The 16,392-nt window shown below is 63.4% G+C and carries 18 protein-coding genes; 13 read left to right on the top strand and 5 right to left on the bottom strand.

The window, feature by feature from the left end:
* Positions 1-56: 56 nt before the first annotated feature.
* The gene (locus ABX74_RS25165; protein WP_020908009.1) at positions 57-728 is read left to right on the top strand and encodes a DUF1345 domain-containing protein; all 672 of its coding nucleotides are present in this window, start codon (positions 57-59) and stop codon (positions 726-728) included.
* A 4-nt stretch (positions 729-732) separates the two neighbouring features.
* On the opposite strand, the gene ABX74_RS25160 is transcribed toward ABX74_RS25165, so the two are convergent.
* Complete coding sequence (locus ABX74_RS25160) at positions 733-1,362, bottom strand: LysE family transporter (protein WP_020908008.1); 630 nt, start codon at positions 1,360-1,362, stop codon at positions 733-735.
* 110 nt (positions 1,363-1,472) lie between these two features.
* Here ABX74_RS25160 and ABX74_RS25155 point away from each other — a divergent pair, with 110 nt between their 5' ends.
* Positions 1,473-2,129: a nitroreductase family protein gene (locus ABX74_RS25155; RefSeq protein ID WP_047889944.1), complete on the top strand. Its 657-nt coding sequence runs from the start codon at positions 1,473-1,475 to the stop codon at positions 2,127-2,129.
* The gene (locus ABX74_RS25150) at positions 2,123-2,746 is read left to right on the top strand and encodes a dihydrofolate reductase family protein (protein ID WP_047889943.1); all 624 of its coding nucleotides are present in this window, start codon (positions 2,123-2,125) and stop codon (positions 2,744-2,746) included. Before ABX74_RS25155 ends, ABX74_RS25150 begins: the two co-directional genes overlap by 7 nt.
* Here ABX74_RS25150 and ABX74_RS25145 read toward each other — a convergent pair.
* On the bottom strand, positions 2,743-3,546 hold the full coding sequence (locus tag ABX74_RS25145; RefSeq protein ID WP_223258000.1) for a sulfite exporter TauE/SafE family protein: 804 nt from the start codon (positions 3,544-3,546) through the stop codon (positions 2,743-2,745). The two genes, ABX74_RS25150 and ABX74_RS25145, sit on opposite strands and share 4 nt — an antisense overlap.
* A gap of 92 nt (positions 3,547-3,638) precedes the next feature.
* Here ABX74_RS25145 and ABX74_RS25140 point away from each other — a divergent pair, with 92 nt between their 5' ends.
* Complete coding sequence (locus tag ABX74_RS25140; protein ID WP_047889941.1) at positions 3,639-4,442, top strand: AraC family transcriptional regulator; 804 nt, start codon at positions 3,639-3,641, stop codon at positions 4,440-4,442.
* Here the strand turns inward: ABX74_RS25140 and ABX74_RS25135 are convergent.
* The 3 genes from ABX74_RS25135 to ABX74_RS25125 all read right to left on the bottom strand — a co-directional run bounded on the left by ABX74_RS25135 (position 4,420) and on the right by ABX74_RS25125 (position 9,579).
* Positions 4,420-4,869 carry a hypothetical protein gene (locus ABX74_RS25135; RefSeq protein WP_020969792.1) on the bottom strand — a complete coding sequence of 150 codons (450 nt, stop codon included), beginning with the start codon at positions 4,867-4,869 and terminating at the stop codon, positions 4,420-4,422. The genes ABX74_RS25140 and ABX74_RS25135 overlap by 23 nt on opposite strands.
* Positions 4,870-4,915: 46 nt before the next feature.
* Entirely contained in the window at positions 4,916-6,169 is a 1,254-nt protein-coding gene (locus ABX74_RS25130; RefSeq protein ID WP_047889940.1) for a glycoside hydrolase family 1 protein, read from the bottom strand.
* A 140-nt stretch (positions 6,170-6,309) separates the two neighbouring features.
* A complete protein-coding gene (locus ABX74_RS25125; RefSeq protein WP_371330691.1) occupies positions 6,310-9,579 on the bottom strand; it encodes an arabinosyltransferase domain-containing protein in 3,270 nt (1,089 codons plus the stop codon).
* 55 nt (positions 9,580-9,634) lie between these two features.
* Between ABX74_RS25125 and ABX74_RS25120 the strand changes: the two genes are divergently transcribed.
* The 9 genes from ABX74_RS25120 (at position 9,635) to priA (ending at position 16,387) form a co-directional block, all read left to right on the top strand.
* The gene (locus ABX74_RS25120) at positions 9,635-10,180 is read left to right on the top strand and encodes a hypothetical protein (protein ID WP_047889939.1); all 546 of its coding nucleotides are present in this window, start codon (positions 9,635-9,637) and stop codon (positions 10,178-10,180) included.
* A gap of 151 nt (positions 10,181-10,331) precedes the next feature.
* Entirely contained in the window at positions 10,332-11,654 is a 1,323-nt protein-coding gene (gene hisD, locus ABX74_RS25115) for a histidinol dehydrogenase (protein ID WP_047889956.1), read from the top strand.
* Positions 11,651-12,793 carry a histidinol-phosphate transaminase gene (locus tag ABX74_RS25110; protein ID WP_019748776.1) on the top strand — a complete coding sequence of 381 codons (1,143 nt, stop codon included), beginning with the start codon at positions 11,651-11,653 and terminating at the stop codon, positions 12,791-12,793. Before hisD ends, ABX74_RS25110 begins: the two co-directional genes overlap by 4 nt.
* A complete protein-coding gene (hisB, locus tag ABX74_RS25105; RefSeq protein ID WP_003942383.1) occupies positions 12,790-13,404 on the top strand; it encodes an imidazoleglycerol-phosphate dehydratase HisB in 615 nt (204 codons plus the stop codon). Before ABX74_RS25110 ends, hisB begins: the two co-directional genes overlap by 4 nt.
* Positions 13,401-13,550 carry a hypothetical protein gene (locus ABX74_RS30485; protein ID WP_007732248.1) on the top strand — a complete coding sequence of 50 codons (150 nt, stop codon included), beginning with the start codon at positions 13,401-13,403 and terminating at the stop codon, positions 13,548-13,550. Before hisB ends, ABX74_RS30485 begins: the two co-directional genes overlap by 4 nt.
* Before the next feature lie 68 nt (positions 13,551-13,618).
* A complete protein-coding gene (locus ABX74_RS25095) occupies positions 13,619-14,740 on the top strand; it encodes an MFS transporter (protein WP_047889938.1) in 1,122 nt (373 codons plus the stop codon).
* 9 nt (positions 14,741-14,749) lie between these two features.
* Positions 14,750-15,385, top strand: a complete 636-nt coding sequence (hisH, locus tag ABX74_RS25090) for an imidazole glycerol phosphate synthase subunit HisH (RefSeq protein WP_047889937.1) — start codon at positions 14,750-14,752, stop codon at positions 15,383-15,385.
* Positions 15,382-15,633, top strand: a complete 252-nt coding sequence (locus tag ABX74_RS25085; protein ID WP_019748773.1) for a hypothetical protein — start codon at positions 15,382-15,384, stop codon at positions 15,631-15,633. The genes hisH and ABX74_RS25085 overlap by 4 nt, the downstream gene beginning before the upstream one ends.
* Positions 15,634-15,652: 19 nt before the next feature.
* Positions 15,653-16,387 carry a bifunctional 1-(5-phosphoribosyl)-5-((5-phosphoribosylamino)methylideneamino)imidazole-4-carboxamide isomerase/phosphoribosylanthranilate isomerase PriA gene (gene priA / locus ABX74_RS25080; protein WP_003942371.1) on the top strand — a complete coding sequence of 245 codons (735 nt, stop codon included), beginning with the start codon at positions 15,653-15,655 and terminating at the stop codon, positions 16,385-16,387.
* Positions 16,388-16,392 lie beyond the last annotated feature (5 nt).

Here is a 16,392-nt window from a genome sequence, read left to right as displayed (position 1 = left end):
TCGATTACCTTGCGGCGTAACCACCGTCTCATTGCGAACGGTGGTTGACTGAGCCCGTGAACGATCGATCGCACGACCTTCCGATCAACCCGGTTCCGCGGAGTGAGCTGGGTGCCGGGCCAGCGCTGAGAGTGTCGACAGGTCTGGTGCTCGGTGTCGCTGCAGGCGTCGTCACGGCGTTGGTCGGCTACCCCCGGTTCGCTTTCCTGATCGGCTGGGATGTCGCGGCGATGGTGTTCACGGTGTGGACGTGGATTCTGGTCTGGCCCTTCGATGCGACGCTCACCGCGAGCCACGCAACGCGGGAAGAACCGGCTCGCAACGTCGCACACCTGCTGATTCTCGGCGCTGCCGTCGCGAGCCTCGTCGGTATCGCGTTCCTGCTCTTGGCGGCACCCGACGGACATCACTACCAAGTCGTGGCGGCATCGGTTGCAGTCGGTAGTGTCGTGATCTCGTGGCTGGCGGTCCACACGCTCTTCGCCCTCGGCTATGCGCGGCTGTACTACTCGGGCCCCGACGGCGGAATCGATTTCAATCAGGAAGAACCGCCGCGGTACAGCGATTTCGCCTACGTGGCCTACACAGTCGGGATGAGCTTCGCGATTTCCGACACCAACTTGAAGTCGTCGGACATGCGCGCGATGGCGCTCGGCCACGCATTGCTCTCGTACCTGTTCGGTTCGGTGATCGTGGCGTCCGTCGTAAACTTGATTGCAGGCCTGTGACCGATCAAGCCGCTGCACGTCCGATGCTCGAGAGGAAGCCGGCGGCTCCGAAGAACAGGCCGGCGAACACTCGATTGGTGGTTCTCTGCTGTTTGGGGGATCGCATCAAGGTGAGCACCCGTGCGGCCAGCCCGGTGTATCCGGTCATCACGATCACGTCGACTGCGCACATCGTGGCGGCGATGATCAGATACTGCGGAAGCAGCGGTGCCGACGGGTCCAGGAATTGTGGGAGCACTGCGAGCATGAAAACGACAGCCTTCGGGTTGCTCGCGTTCACGAGAAAACCGCGAAGCATCATCATCGGGCCGGAACTGCTCGCGGTTGCCTCGTCGGTCTCCACCTCGGTGGGCGCCGATCGCCACTGCCTGATTCCCAGGTAGACGAGGTATGCCACACCGAACCACTTGATCAAGGAAAAGGCCACGGTCGAACTGGCGAGAATTGCACCGACCCCGGCCGCGACAATTCCGATCTGCAGCAGCAATCCCAACTGCAGCCCGAAGATGTTCCAGTATCCGCGCCGCAAGCCGTAGGCAAGCCCTGACGACATCGACGCAATGGCGCCGGCCCCCGGTGACAGGCTGATCACCCAACTTGCTCCGAAGAACGCCAACCAGACGTGCCAACTCATGTCGAAAGTCCTTTGATCGGGAAATACTCCCGACAACCAGCACGCACGGGATCAGAAAAGTGTAGACGGACTGTCCTGCTCACTGCTCGCGACAGTGCAATGATCGGGAGATGACGTCGTATCTCGTACTCGACCTGACACCCGACGAATTACTGACCACAACGCGGACGGTTCGAAAGCGTCTGGATCTGACCCGTCCCGTGCCGTTGGACCTGGTGAAGGAATGCCTCCAGATCGCCCTGCAGGCGCCCTCCGGTTCGAATCGCCAGGGGTGGCAGTGGATGGTGGTGACCGATCCGGCACTGCGTGCAGCAGTCGGGCAGATCTACAAGGAAGTCACCGACGAGTACCTTGCTTCTCACGGTTCGGCGGCAAAACTCTTCGCCGATGATCCCGATCGCGCGCCGATCCAACAGCGAGTAGGCACCAGCGTCGCGTGGCTCGGTGAGCACATGGGCGAGGTGCCGGTTCTTCTCATTCCGTGCATCAAGGCGGGTAAGACGTTGCCGGAGGGGAACCAGGCCGGTCTGTGGGGTTCTCTACTCCCGGCCGTGTGGAGTTACGCTCTGGCCGCACGGGCACGTGGACTCGGTACGGCGTGGACGACATTGCACCTGCAGCGTGAAGCGGAAGTTGCCGAGCTGCTGGGTATTCCGGCCGGATTCCATCAGGCGGCGCTTATCCCGACGGCGTACTTCACCGGCGAGACGTTCAAACCCGCCGCCCGTGAACCGGTCGACAACGTGCTGCACGTGGACCGATGGTGAGCCTGATCTACTCGGCGATCTGCTCGATCGACGGGTATGTGGCTGATGAGCAGGGGAACTTCGACTGGGCGGTTCCCGACGCGCAGGTCCATTCGTTCGTCAACGAGCTCGAGAGGGGAGTCGGCACGTACCTGCTCGGGCGCCGGATGTACGAGACGATGATTCCCTGGGAGACAATGATTCCCTGGGAGACAACGGCACACGAGGACCTTCAAGGTACTTCCGCATCGGTTGGTTCTTCGGTGCCGGACGAGTTTGCCGGAATCGAGGCGGCGACAGTCGAGTTCGTTCAGATCTGGGGTGGCATCGATAAAATCGTGTACTCCACGACGCTGAACGAGGTGTCGACGGCGCGCACAACGATTGCCCGGGACTTCGACGCCGACGCCGTTCGTGCGCTCGAGAGCGAAGCGGTACAAGATATCTCGATCGGCGGGCCGACGATCGCTGCAAGTGCATTCGCGGCGGGGTTGGTCGACGAATGCCGACTGTTCGTCTGCCCGGTCAGCGTGGGAGGCGGATTGCCTGCTCTCCCGCGCGGGCGACTGGACCTGCGGCTGCTGGAACAGAAAACCTTCGACAGTGGCGTCATCTATCTGCGGTACGCCGTCCACTAAGCCGCGATCATCACCGCCGTGACTACGCCGAGTAAAGCGATGTAGGCGGCGGCGTGGATCCGGTCCGGGATGGCGCCGACAATTCGCCGGCTCAGTGCAATCGCAGGTAGAGAGCCGGCCAGTAACGCGCAAACGGCGAGAAGGTCGATTGCGCCGACTCTGCCCGCTGACAGATCCGAGGCGGTGCTGTGCCCTGATGAGGCCGCGTACACCGCAGTCGCGACGACGGCGACAGGCAAGCTCAACGGGTTGGCGCTCGCGGCGGCGTCGGCCATCGGAACTCCGCCGCGACGCATCATCGGAACCGTCATGACGCTCCCGCCGACTCCGAGGAAACTTGCGACGGCGCCGATGCCTATCCCGACAGCGCGGACGCCGTGACGGTCAAGATGTTCTCGAGGTTCAGGTGGTGTCAGAAACCCTTGTCGCAGAAGGCTGTCGAGGATTGTGACCACGAGGTAGAGGACGAACAGAATTCGAACGGCGCCGTCGTCGACGTGACCTGCCGCAACCGCTCCGAGGCCTGCTCCGGCTGCGACGGGGCCGATCAGTGGTCTGATGTACTCCGCCCGAAGCCGTCCTGACTTCCTGAATGCGATTGTGGCACTGAGTGAATTGACCACCATCACTGCCGCCGAGGATGCGACGGCGACATGCATCGGATCGATGACGTCCGCCCGAAGTGTGGATGCAGCGTAAACGACTGGGACGGTGACAAACCCGCCACCGAATCCGAACAGAACGGTGGTGACTCCGGTCAAGGCGCCGAAAGCGAGAAGGATGAGGGCGTAGTGAAGCACTCGATGAACGATAGCGATTTTTACGCTGGCGCACATTCGAAGGTTCGCCACGTTCCATTGTCAATCAGACACGGACTCGGTAGGTTCCTCCGGTGCGCAACATCTCGATCAACGACGTCGATCACTCACCTCGCGGTGTTCTCGCAATCGGAACCGACTACCCACCCGGTCATGTGCTGGCCGCCCACGAACATCGACGAGCCCAGTTTCTCTTCGCTGTGAACGGTGCGATGAACGTCGAAACCGATGACGGTGAGTGGACGGTTCTGCCGTCCAATGCGGTCATGATTCCCGCCGGTGTCACTCATGCGGTGACGATGGACGGTGTCAGCACGCGAAGCCTCTACATCGAACCGTCCGCTGCGCCGTGGTTCCCGGTCAGGTGCCGAGTCGTCGCGGTGTCGTCGCTCCTGCGTGAGCTGCTCGTCGCTGCAGTCGACATGGATGTCGAGTTGAACGTGGAGGACGACTTCCCGGCACACGGACGCGGCGCCGCGGTATTTCAGCTGATCCTGCACGAACTTCGCGATCTTGCGCCCCTGCCTGTGGAACTTCCGCTGCCTCGGCACCCGGGATTGCGGGCGTTGTGCACGCGGTATCTCGCCGGTCCGTCGATCCACGACTCGCCCACGCGGTGGGCCGAGCAACTCCACATCAGTGAACGAACACTGCACCGCTTGCTGATCTCGGAAACGGGGATGAGCGCGTCGTCGTGGATGCAGCGTGCCTGCATTCTTCACTCGCTCCCGAAACTCTCTGCCGGTGCCAGTGTGACAGCCGTTGCGGCTGAACTCGGATACTCGACGCCGGCTGCCTTCGCAGCGATGTGCACCCGAGTTTCGGGTGCACCGCCCAGTAGCTATCGGGCGCGCGTCAGGACACAGACACTGGGATGATGTGGGCGACGACGTCGTGGATGAGACCGTCACGGACTTCGAAGGTTTCACGAATCTCCACGGTCATGAGGCGAGTGCCACCGATTCCCGCGTCGAGCAGATAGGTGGTCGAGACGATGTCCCCGGCTTCCGACATCTCGAGGTCTCGTACGCCCTGGATAACGCGGTATTGGATACCGTTTTCGAGGTCGGCGGACATCTGTGGTCCGGAGAACCCCGTCTTGAGTCCGGCTTCGACGCGCGTCGCATCCGGGGCGAAATGAACATCGGAAACGTCATGGGAGACCAGGGCGTCGATGTAGGCGCGTGCCTGCGCCTCGCGGGGTGAATCGGCCGGGTTGGGGGCTGCTGTCGCAGCGCCTCCGGCAACCAGGATCAGGGCAGCCGTGGCAGCGGCAGTTCCGGCGATATTTCGCAGTGTTCGCATGGGACATCCTAACGACGAGGTGTGGAGGAATTTCGGAAAACGGCCGTCATCGAGTAGCCGTACAGCTGCGGGGAGGATCGACGAGCGAGCAGAAAGCCGGGGCCATGACGGGCACGTAGTCGGCCCCGACGCCGTTCTCGTGAATGATCCGGCGGTAGGCGTCGACGCCGTCGGTCGGGATTCGCGCCGCAGTGGGATCGCCGAGAACATCGACCGTGTAGAGGCCGAATCGAGGTCGGTACGAACCCCATTCGTAGTTGTCGGTGATGGACCAGTAGTTGTAGCCGATCACGTCGGCACCGTCTTCTCGGGCGCGTTCCATCCAATAGATGTGATCGCGTAAGTGATTCGCGCGTGTGTAACCGTCGGCGCGCGGCGCTCCATTGTCGGTAGGCATGCCGTTCTCGACGATGTAGAGGGGGAGTTCCGGATACTTGTCCGAGTACCGCATCAATGCGTCGTAGAGGCCTTCGGGTTGTGGTGTGACGTTGTAGAACTCGTCGAGTGCGGCGTACGCGGCAGTCGGATTATTCAGGGCCACACCGTAGTAGTAGTCGATCCCGAGAAAGTCGAGCTTGTCGCGCACCCGATCCGTGAATACCGAATCGATCGCCTCGGACACGCCGGGAATGAAGGAGAAATTACTGCTCACGCGGGCACCGGGATCGAGAACATGGATGCGGTCGTAGATCGCCCGGTGGGCTCGGACCAATGAATCGAACATCGACGGTGCCTGGGCGAGTGCGATTCCGCCGTAGGTCAATTCACGCTGAACATACACAGTCGGCTCGTTGATCGTGATCCACAGCGCCCCGATTCCGGAGTACCGCTCGACTACCTTCTCTGCGTTGACCAGCCAATCGGCTTCCGTCTTCGGATTTGTCCAGCCGCCTTGATCGACAACCCATCCCGGATACACCCAGTGGTCGAGCGTGATCATCGGAGTCATGCCCCGCGCGCGGATGTGAGCCACCACGTCGTCGTAGTACGCGAATTCGGCCTCGTTCCAGCACCCGGCGGCGGGCTGAACTCGCGCCCACTCGACGCCGAATCGGAAAACCTTCGATCCCAGATCGGCCGCCCGGTCGATGTCCTCGGCGTAGCGATGCCGGAAGTCGACCGAATCACCGATTTTGTCGTGGGTTCGTCCGGAATCGGAGTATCGAGACCAGTTGCTGTCCGGTGACGAACCTTCTGATTGGAATCCGGAGGTGGCAACGCCCCAGAGGAAGTCATCCGGTACCTCCGCAGAGGCGCGAGTGGGAAAGGCGAGCGCCCCGAGCAGGCACGTCAGTGCCATGAGTGCAGGCGTAATAGACCGTGACAGGGCTCCCATGCCTGGGAGACTAAGTCATACAAGTGTCCAGTCGCAGGCGTTTCGTCCGATCCGCCCGCGACTGGACCGTGTCACTCAGTGACCCAGCCGCTCAGAAATTCCGCTCAGAAAACCATGGTCATAGATCCCGGATTCCACGTCCCGGAGCGCTGAACGGTCGCTTCGTCGACCTGGGCAGGCACTGCACTCGGATCGATCGGTGTGTACTTCTCGATCGAACCCCAGTCGCGAGCCCAGTCGTTGTCGAGGTACGACGGAATGGTCTGAGCGGTCAGGAGCAGATCGATCCACCCCAACGGTCCACCGCCGTAGTGGTCCTGCCATGCGCTGGTCACGAGCGCGCCGGAATGGTCGGGAAGGATCCGATACTCGGGGACCTCGGCGATACCGACCCGATGATCGAAGGGGCGTTGGCACGGGAATGCCAGTCCGACAGCCCAATCCAGCATGACGGGCGCCTGTGAACCGACGACGTCGTTGAGCTTCTGGGTCTTCGGAACCCGCGGAGGGGTGACGGCCACCCATTGGTCGGGCTTGCTGTCGTAGTCGCTGACGACAAGTCGAATGCTGTTGGCTTCGACGGGAATCTGGTCCAGCGGCACACGCAGGTTCCGCCATGACGGTGCCGGACCGATGTCGAGGGGCGCGATCTTTCCGAGTGTTTCCACAGCGTCTGTTTCGGCATCGTCGACGCCACGCGCTGTTCCGTATTCGACCTCGACGTTCTGGCCGTAGGTGACGATTCCGTCCTTGTCGACCGACCGAACACGACCAGCGGTTGCAATCGAGATGATGTCTCCGCGTGTGGCGTTCTCGCCCACGTCGGGGAGTTGGTACCAGTCGCTGGTCAGAGTGCCGGGGGAGGGCTGACCGTAACTACCCATGACGGGTGTTGTCGCCGGGTCGAGACCGAACGGCAACGCGACCGAACTGCCGTTGACCCCGGTCTGTCCGGCGCCTCCGCCGGTTCCGGCCGAGTTACCGGCGGTGTCCTCGGAGGTGTCGACGGTGTTCGCGCCGCCGGTAGCCGTGGCTTCCTTGTCTGCTCGAAGGTCGGAGGCGACGCCATTCGGATCGAATCCCGTAGCCCCGCCGGCGGAGAGTGCTGTGGCGACGCTGCCCGAGAGGGGCGTCAGCATCGAGGCGTTCGGATCGGTCTCGAGCAGAACGTCGTTGGCGAGTCCGCAGTGTTGGCCGAGAACGGCGTCGACGTTTGCACGGCCCACCGAATAGGCCGGGTACTGGGTGACCGCGCCCTTGGCCATGGACAGCACCTCGAAGAGGACCATGGCACCTGCGGCAATCGTCAGTGGCGAGATGGCAAGCAGTCGAGCGTGCTTCGCGGACGGTTCCTTCCCGGCGGTGTACGGCTCACGGAAGAAGTACCACGCGGCGACGCCGAGCATCAGCACGGTCAGCCCGAGGAGGACGGTGCTCGCGCCGAGTCCGCTGATCGACACCGGCTTGTCCCACCACGGAACGCTGTAGCTGGACACGTAGTAATAGCTGTTGCTGCCGGTGAATGCGACGGCCAGGAGAAACAGTACGGCTGCCGCGAATAGGGCCCGATTGCGCGGCGAGCGCAGGAGTTTTGTACCCACGGCGACCGCCGTCATCATCGCCAGAACGGCGGTGAGTCCGGCAAAGATTCCGAAGTGGTGCGTCCACTTGGTCGGCGAGAACATCAGCAGTGGCAGTGCGCCGATCGTCAGCCCCACGACGCGGCGTGACGGACCGGCGGCCAAACCGGGAATCCGGCCGCCCTTGCGCAGCATCATCGCGGTGCAGACGCCAAGGCACAGAACCATGACGAACACACCGAATCTGCGGGTCAGAGAACCGTCGACGGAGATGTTGAAGAGGTATTGGTAGCGGAGGTACTCGTCGAACCAGGGCTGGTTCGGTGAGATCGAGTGGACGCGTTGCATCTCGATGACGGCGGCGAGGCTCTGATCGCCGAACGCGGGGATGAGGATCGACAGTCCGGCAGCTAGCAGTGGCCCGACGGCCGCGATGTAACCGGTGGTGCGGGCACGTTCGATGATGATGCGCATGATCGGGCGGATTCCGGCGATCAGTGCGGCGAAGCAGATGAGGCCGGAAGGCCCGGCGGTCAAGGTGAATCCGGCGATCAGAATCGCGACTGCGACCGGCAGAAGTCGTCTCGTCGCGACTGCGCGTTCGATCGAGCACCACGTCAGCAGGACGCCGAGAGCAACGATCGGTTCGGGGCGCAGTCCGTTGTTGAACGGAAGCCAGAACGCGAGGAAGACAAGCGCGCCGGTCCACAGGGCGAGCCGGTTTCCGCGAATTGCGGCTCCCAGTCGAGGCGCGACCTCGCGGCTGATGACGAGCCAGGTGATGATGCCTGCCAACAGAGCAGGCAGACGAACCCAGGGGCTTGCAGTGCTGACGTGCGCCAGGAGTCCGAGGATGTTGTAGTACGGCGTTCCGAACGGGGTCTCGGGGACCGCGAACCACCGGAAATAGTTGGACATGTAGCCCGATTGCTCGGAGGCCCTGGCCATCGTGAACTGGTAGCCGTCATCGGTGGTGGTAGCGCCGATGAAGTGCCAGAGCACCAGAGTTCCGACGACGACGCCGTCGAGGACGGTGAACTTCCACCATCGGGCGGGCAGAAATTTGCGTGTGCCCCGGCCGTCGCGGTTGTCGAGGCGGTGCAGCGCGAAGAGGGACACGACAGCCGTGAGTGCCCCGAGAATCATGGCGAGAGTCTTGATCACCGACGGGCTCGACGTGAAGCGAGAGTCCGCCTCGATCGAGACGTTCAAACCGGCTGATGCCGAATCGAGGTCGCTGAAGACGCCGACTACCTGTGGTCGGCTGTCGCCCTCGATGACGCGCGGTTCGGAACCGGTGGCGCTGAAGGTGGTTCGGGTCGGCTCGGCGGCGAGCGTGAGTGCGCATCCAGTTTGCAGATCAGCAACGGGTGTCGAGAGCAGCACTTGATCGCGCAGGACAACGTCGACCCGAGCGGGAGCGTCGGCGGATTCGGGGGAGACAGTGGCAACAAATCCGTAGCGGCGCGCATCGGCGGCACCCGGGGGAGCCGTCGAGACGAGTGTTCCGCCGGTGGCGGCCAACTCGCTGATCGACGCGCACGGGATCGATGCCTCCATGCGCAGCGGTGTGTACGAGACCAATGGCGCCTCGACGCTTGTCGTCGACCCGGCCTGCGGCCAGTTGACGACGGCTGTGTCCTGCTCGATCGGCAGGAACGGCACTGATCCGCACAAAACTATGCCGAGGATCGATGCGACAATCGCAACGATCCGTGCTCGGTTCGGTCCGCTGGATCGCTGAGGGGTCGGCAAGGCCGGAGGTGCGGTCGTGGCCACGTCACTGTCTGTCACGACTTTGGACCCTAGCTGTGCGTGACGTGTTTGTTATAAAAGCACGAGTAATGGGATGGTCGTGTTCCCGGTGCCGTTCCGCGGTGCGGGGGTTGTCGGCGATCGAGGCGGGGGTGCTGTGCACGAAGTTCACGAGTCCATTTCGTTGAGCCCACTACTGCGGCGTTCGACGGCCGCATTGTGCGTCGTCCTCGGAATTGTCCTGGTGATTGTCTGCGGGTTCGCGGCGATCGTGGAACACGACCCGGCGGGCAACGTCGGCGCCGTGTTGTCCGCGGTCCTGTCCTTCGGGTTGGCCGCGTACATGTGGAAGGTGCGCGTGATCATCACCACAGACGTCGAACGAGTGTCGATCGCGCTGTCTCCGGGGCTGCGTCAGGTATTTCGGTGGGACGAAGTTGTGTCTGCAACTGCAGTACATATCGGGATGGGCTCCGGAATCGGTTATCGAATGACCGGCCCAGGTATGCGGGTAATTCTCGCGTCACCCGGCGCCGGGGTCCGCTTTCGTCTGCACGACGGACGCGAAATCTCGGTGGCGACCGACCGAAGGGACGAGCTGATCGAACTCGCCCGGCGGCGGGCGCCGGACCTGCAGTGAGCGTCGCAGGTGGACCGGTGAAAAATGGGGTGCGCCTATCCTGGATAATTGACATCAGTTCTGTGTTTCAGGCGCATTGTTCAGGCCTGTAATGCCGGACCGATTGCTGCCGCTTGCACAGGCACCCCGTTTGCGTACGAGAGGAACTCTCATGCTTGCCCGCACCGACCTGCGTGGTCGTATCCCATCCACGGCCGAACTTCGCGCCGCGCTTCCCCGAGGTGGAGTGGATGTGGACGCGGTGCTGCATCAGGTTCGCCCGATGGTCGAAGCTGTTCGTGATCGCGGGGCAGAAGCCGCCCTCGAGTTCGGCGAGAAGTTCGACGGCGTTCGTCCGGCTTCGGTTCGTGTACCCGCAGCCGAGCTCGAGCGCGCACTTCGTGAACTCGACCCCGCAGTCAAGGAAGCCCTCGAGGTTGCGATCGAGCGCACCCGCAAGGTGCACGCCGATCAGCGTCGCAAGGACACCGTCACCGAGGTCGTTCCGGGTGGCACGGTCACCGAGCGTTGGGTGCCGGTCGAGCGCGTCGGGCTGTACGTACCCGGCGGCAATGCCGTGTACCCGTCGAGCGTTGTCATGAACGTCGTGCCGGCTCAGACGGCCGGCGTCGGGTCGCTTGTTGTCGCCTCGCCGCCCCAAGCCGACTTCGGCGGATTGCCGCACCCGACCATTCTTGCCGCCGCAGCCATGCTCGGCGTCGACGAGGTGTGGGCCGTCGGCGGCGGGCAGGGCGTCGCCCTCCTTACCTACGGCGGAACCGACACCGATGGAACCGAGCTTGTCCCGGTCGACCTCATCACCGGTCCCGGCAACATCTACGTCACTGCGGCCAAGCGTCTGTGCCGCGGACTGGTCGGCATCGACGCAGAAGCCGGTCCCACCGAGATCGCGATCCTCGCCGACCACACCGCTGACCCGGTCCACGTTGCCGCCGACCTCATCAGCCAGGCCGAGCACGACGTGATGGCCGCCAGCGTTCTTGTCACGACCAGCGTCGAATTGGCCGACGCCGTCGACAAGGCTCTGGCTGCGCAGCTCGAGATCACCAAGCACCGCGAACGCGTCACCACGGCACTGACCGGCAGCCAGTCGGGCACGGTGCTGGTTTCTGATGTTTCCGCTGGTCTGCGCGTCGTCAACGCTTATGCGGCCGAGCACCTCGAGATTCAGACCGAGGACGCAACCGGTGTCGCAGCTCAGGTCACCAGCGCTGGTGCCGTGTTCGTCGGCCCGTGGGCGCCGGTCAGCCTCGGCGACTACTGCGCCGGCTCCAACCACGTTCTGCCGACGGCCGGGTGTGCACGTCACTCCTCCGGTCTGAGCGTGCAGACCTTCTTGCGTGGGATCCACGTGATCGACTACTCCGAGTCGGCTCTGAAAGACGTTGCCGGACACGTCATCACGCTCGCCAACGCGGAGGACCTGCCCGCTCACGGCGAGGCTGTGCGTCTGCGATTCGAGGCTCTGCGATGAGTAGTGCTCCTGGAGAATCGATTACGGTCGACGCCCTTCCGATTCGCGAGAACCTGCGTGGAAAGTCGGCATACGGCGCACCGCAATTGACGGTGCCTGTTCAGCTCAACACGAACGAGAACCCGCATCCGCCGACGCAGGCGCTCATCGACGATGTCGCCGAATCCGTGCGCGAAGCCGCGAAGGAACTGCACCGCTACCCCGACCGTGACGCTGTCGCGTTGCGGACGGATCTGGCGGCGTACCTGTCGAAGCAGACGGGTGTACCGGTCACCGTCGACAATCTGTGGGCGGCAAACGGATCGAACGAGATTCTGCAGCAGCTGTTGCAGGCATTCGCAGGTCCGGGACGTAGCGCGATGGGTTTTGTTCCCTCGTATTCGATGCACCCGATCATCGCCGACGGTACCGATACCGAGTGGGTCGAGGTCTTCCGTCGGGACGACTTCGCACTCGACGTGGATGCTGCCGTCACAGTGATCGAGGAACGTCGACCGGACGTCGTGTTCGTGACCAGTCCCAACAACCCGACCGGACACAGCGTCGGTATTGCGGAACTACGACGCATCCTCGACGTGGCGCCGGGCATCGTGATCGTCGACGAGGCGTACGCGGAGTTCTCCGCTGCCCCCAGCGCGATGACGCTGATCGACGAGTTCCCGGCCAAGCTGGTTGTGACCCGCACCATGAGCAAGGCTTTCGCGTTTGCCGGTGGCCGACTCGGCTACCTCGCCGCCGCTCCCGCGTTCATCGACGCACTGTTGTTGGTGCGCTTGCCGTATCACCTCTCGGTGGTCACACAAGCGGCGGCACGTGCCGCCCTGCGTCACGCCGACGAGACCCTCGGCAGTGTCCACGCCTTGTCCGCCGAGCGTGATCGGGTGTCGAAGGCACTGGCGGACACCGGTTTCCGAGTGATTCCCAGTGACGCGAACTTCATCTTGTTCGGTCAGTTCACCGACAGCGCACAGGCGTGGAAGGAATACCTCGACCGCGGGGTTCTCATCCGCGACATCGGCATCCCCGGATATCTGCGGGCCACCGTGGGACTCGAAGCCGAGAACGACGCGTTCATCAAGGCCAGTGACGAAATTGCAGGCACCCAGCTGGTCGACACGAATTCAGGAGAGACGGCATGAGCGATCGCATCGCGCGGATCGAACGAACAACTCGGGAATCAAGCATCGTCGTCGAACTGAATCTGGACGGGACCGGCATCGTCGACGTCTCCACCGGCGTTCCGTTCTTCGACCACATGCTAAATGCCTTGGGTACGCACGCCAGCTTCGATCTGGACGTCAAGGCGAAGGGTGACGTCGAGATCGACGCTCACCACACCGTCGAGGACACCGCGATCGTTTTCGGCCAGGCGCTCGGCCAGGCTCTCGGCGACAAGAAGGGCATCCGTCGTTTCGGCGACGCTTTCATCCCGATGGACGAAACGCTGGCGCACGCGTCGGTCGATGTCTCCGGTCGCCCTTACTGCGTGCACACCGGTGAGCCCGACTACATGGTGCATTCCGTCATCGGCGGGTACCCGGGCGTTCCGTATCACGCGGTGATCAACCGCCACGTGTTCGAGTCGATCGCATTGAATGCACGTATCGCACTGCACGTTCGGGTTCTGTACGGCCGCGATCAGCATCACATCACCGAAGCCGAGTACAAGGCCGTTGCGCGCGCTCTGCGTGAGGCGGTCGAGCCGGATCCGCGCGTGAGTGGCGTGCCGTCGACGAAGGGCACACTGTGAGCGTCCTCTTCACCTACTTGCTGTTCATCGGCGCGGGTATTGCCGTGGGCGGCGCCTACTCGATGTTCAAGGTCAACAAGCTTGCGTCGGGAATCCTTCTGGCGTTGGCGGTTCTGGCGGCGGTAGCGGGCGCACTGCGTCTGTGACGCGAAAAGTGACTGCGTCTGTGACGCGAGATCCTGCTCCATCGCCGGGGTTGCTTCGCACTCCGGGCATGATCGGTGTCCTGATCATGGCGGCGGCAGCTTTCGGTGGCTGGTCGTTGCTGTTGCCGGTGGTGCCGTTGCTGGTTGCACATTCCGGCGGATCGGATGCGCTCGCCGGATCGGTGACCGGTGTCTTCATGGCGGCCACAGTCGTGACGCAACTGCTCGTGCCTCGGTTGTTGCGGACGCAGGGCTACCGGCGCGTGCTGGCGGTCGGATGTCTGCTCCTCGGTCCACCGTCGTTGGTGCTGTTGATCTCGGCCGACGCCGGCCCCGTCCTGGCGGTTTCCGCGGTGCGAGGAATCGGTTTCGGCATGCTGACTGTTGCCGGCAGTGCGCTCGTGGCGGAGTTGGCGCCCAAACGAATTCTGGGCCGTGCCACCGGCGCTCAGGGAATCGCGATCGCAGCGTCACAAATGGCGGGGCTTCCTCTGGGGCTTGCGATCATGGAACGGTGGTCGGCAACACCGGTGTTCGTTCTCGGTGCGCTGATCCCGGCACTCGCGCTGGTGGCCATTGCCGGGTTGCCGAAGATCTTCGCCCAGCCCACCGGCGAATCCGCCCGGTTGAGTGTGTTCGTCGTCTTGGTCCCGGTGCTCGCTCTGGCGTGTGTGTCCGCGTCGTTCGGCGGGCTGTCGTCTCTACTGCCGATCGCAATCTCGGAGCGCGCGGCCGTTGCAGGTGTGGTGTTGGCGACCGCCAGTGGATCGATGTTGATCGGCCGGTACTCGGCGGGCCTGATCGCCGATCGTCTCGGCAGTGGTCGGACACTCGCGCCGGCATTGGCGTCGTCGACCATCGGATTGGTGCTGTTCGCGATCAACGTCGACGGCGGGCCGACGCCGGTCTTGTTCTGCGCGGCGGTCCTTTTCGGGCTCGGGTTCGGGGCGGTGCAGAACGAATCCTTGGTCATGGCGTTTCAGGCTGCCGGCCCGAGGCAACTCGGATCCGCCAGCGCGATCTGGAACATCGGCTACGACGCCGGCACCGGAATCGGTGCACTGGCGTTGGGATTCGTGGCCACGACTGCCGGCTATGCGTGGGTCTTCGCGGTCTCCGCGGTCGTTGTCGCTCTGCTCCCGGCACTGGCCGCGGGCGGCAAAGTGATCGGCAGCAGGGTTGCCCGATAGAGTTGGGGCATGAGCGCTTCCACGATTGCTGTACTCGATTACGGCTCCGGCAACCTGCATTCGGCTACTCGCGCACTGGCGCGCACCGGGGCGCAGGTGGAGGTGACCAACGATATGAAGGTTGCATTGGCGGCCGACGGTCTGGTGGTGCCCGGCGTCGGTGCGTTCGCGGCCTGCATGGAAGGTCTGCGCGCAGTCCAGGGTGACCGAATCATCGGTAGACGCTTGGCCGGTGGCCGACCGGTGCTGGGTATCTGCGTCGGCATGCAGATTCTGTTCGACCGGGGAGTCGAATTCGGTGTCGAGGCGGAGGGCTGCGGCGAATGGCCTGGCACCGTCGAGAGGCTGCAAGCAGAGGTTTTGCCGCACATGGGCTGGAACACCGTGGAGGCTCCGGAGTCGAGCATGCTGTTCAAGGGTATCGACGCCGACACCCGCTTCTACTTCGTTCACTCGTACGGTGTGCAGAGTTGGGAACTCGCGCCGTCCGAGCACATCGCACCTCCGAAGCTGACGTGGGCAGATCACGGCGGAAAGTTCCTCGCTGCCGTCGAGAACGGTGCGTTGTCGGCAACGCAGTTCCACCCGGAGAAATCCGGCGACGCAGGCGCCGAGTTGCTGAGCAACTGGGTGCAGAGTTTGTGACCGGGAGTTCCGGCCCGAACCGCGGCGACGACTTTTCCCTCGCTCGTCTGGCGTTGTTCTCGCTCGGCGCCGCTGTGGCTGCGTTGGCGGTCGCCACCGTCGTCATCGTCGTGCTCAAACCCTCGCCGGGTGTCGGTCTCGCGATCGGTCTCGTGGGGGTCGTTGCTGCGATCGCGGCAATGGGCGTCGTATCCAAGCGGATGACCCGAAAAGCGTTCGGTGACCCGGAAGACGGTTCGAGGTCCTGACCTACTAGGGTTACCGCACGTGAGCCTGGTCCTTTTGCCTGCTGTAGATGTTGTCAACGGTGAAGCTGTTCGCCTCGTGCAAGGAGAGGCGGGAAGTGAGACCGGTTACGGGTCGCCCCGCGACGCTGCTCTTGCGTGGCAGAACGACGGTGCCGAATGGGTGCATCTTGTCGACCTCGACGCCGCTTTCGGGCGTGGGTCCAACAGCGAACTGCTGGCAGGCGTCATCGGCGACCTGACGGTCAAGGTGGAACTCTCCGGAGGAATCCGCGACGACGCTTCCTTGGAAGCTGCACTGGCCACCGGCTGTGCCCGCGTCAATCTCGGAACCGCCGCTATCGAAGATCCCGAGTGGTGTGCCCGTGCATTGGCCAAGTACGGCGACAAGATCGCCGTCGGACTCGACGTTCGTCTGGTCGACGGCCAGTACCGCACCCGTGGGCGCGGCTGGGTCACCGACGGCGGCGATCTGTGGGAGACCCTGGCCCGTCTCGATCGCGACGGCTGCACCCGTTACGTCGTCACCGACGTCTCCAAAGACGGCACACTCACCGGTCCCAACCTCGAACTTCTCAGTCAGGTCTGCGCTGTCACCGACGCTCACGTCGTCGCCTCCGGTGGTGTGTCGACCATCGAGGATCTGCTCGCCATTTCCAGCCTGGTTGATCAGGGTGTCGAGGGCGCGATTGTCGGCAAGGCGCTGTATGCCGGTCGCTTCACTCTCCCCGAAGCGCTGGCAGCAGTTTCCGGATAGATTTT

Source organism: Rhodococcus sp. ARP2 (assembly GCF_001029585.1).
GTDB lineage: Bacteria > Actinomycetota > Actinomycetes > Mycobacteriales > Mycobacteriaceae > Rhodococcus_F > Rhodococcus_F erythropolis.
The sequence above is the reverse complement of the archived record's forward strand: the minus strand, read 5'-3'. Positions and strand labels throughout refer to the sequence as shown.

Excerpts from the sequence above, each read along its gene's own strand:
- ABX74_RS25120 (WP_047889939.1), top strand. The coding sequence starts at position 9,635 with ATGGTCGTGTTCCCGGTGCCGTTCCGCGGTGCGGGGGTTGTCGGCGAT.
- hisH (WP_047889937.1), top strand. The coding sequence starts at position 14,750 with ATGAGCGCTTCCACGATTGCTGTACTCGATTACGGCTCCGGCAACCTG.
- ABX74_RS25160 (WP_020908008.1), bottom strand. The coding sequence starts at position 1,362 with ATGAGTTGGCACGTCTGGTTGGCGTTCTTCGGAGCAAGTTGGGTGATC.
- ABX74_RS25095 (WP_047889938.1), top strand. The coding sequence starts at position 13,619 with ATGATCGGTGTCCTGATCATGGCGGCGGCAGCTTTCGGTGGCTGGTCG.
- ABX74_RS25135 (WP_020969792.1), bottom strand. The coding sequence starts at position 4,869 with ATGCGAACACTGCGAAATATCGCCGGAACTGCCGCTGCCACGGCTGCC.
- hisB (WP_003942383.1), top strand. The coding sequence starts at position 12,790 with ATGAGCGATCGCATCGCGCGGATCGAACGAACAACTCGGGAATCAAGC.
- ABX74_RS25110 (WP_019748776.1), top strand. The coding sequence starts at position 11,651 with ATGAGTAGTGCTCCTGGAGAATCGATTACGGTCGACGCCCTTCCGATT.
- ABX74_RS25155 (WP_047889944.1), top strand. The coding sequence starts at position 1,473 with ATGACGTCGTATCTCGTACTCGACCTGACACCCGACGAATTACTGACC.
- ABX74_RS25130 (WP_047889940.1), bottom strand. The coding sequence starts at position 6,169 with ATGGCACTGACGTGCCTGCTCGGGGCGCTCGCCTTTCCCACTCGCGCC.
- hisD (WP_047889956.1), top strand. The coding sequence starts at position 10,332 with ATGCTTGCCCGCACCGACCTGCGTGGTCGTATCCCATCCACGGCCGAA.
- ABX74_RS25150 (WP_047889943.1), top strand. The coding sequence starts at position 2,123 with ATGGTGAGCCTGATCTACTCGGCGATCTGCTCGATCGACGGGTATGTG.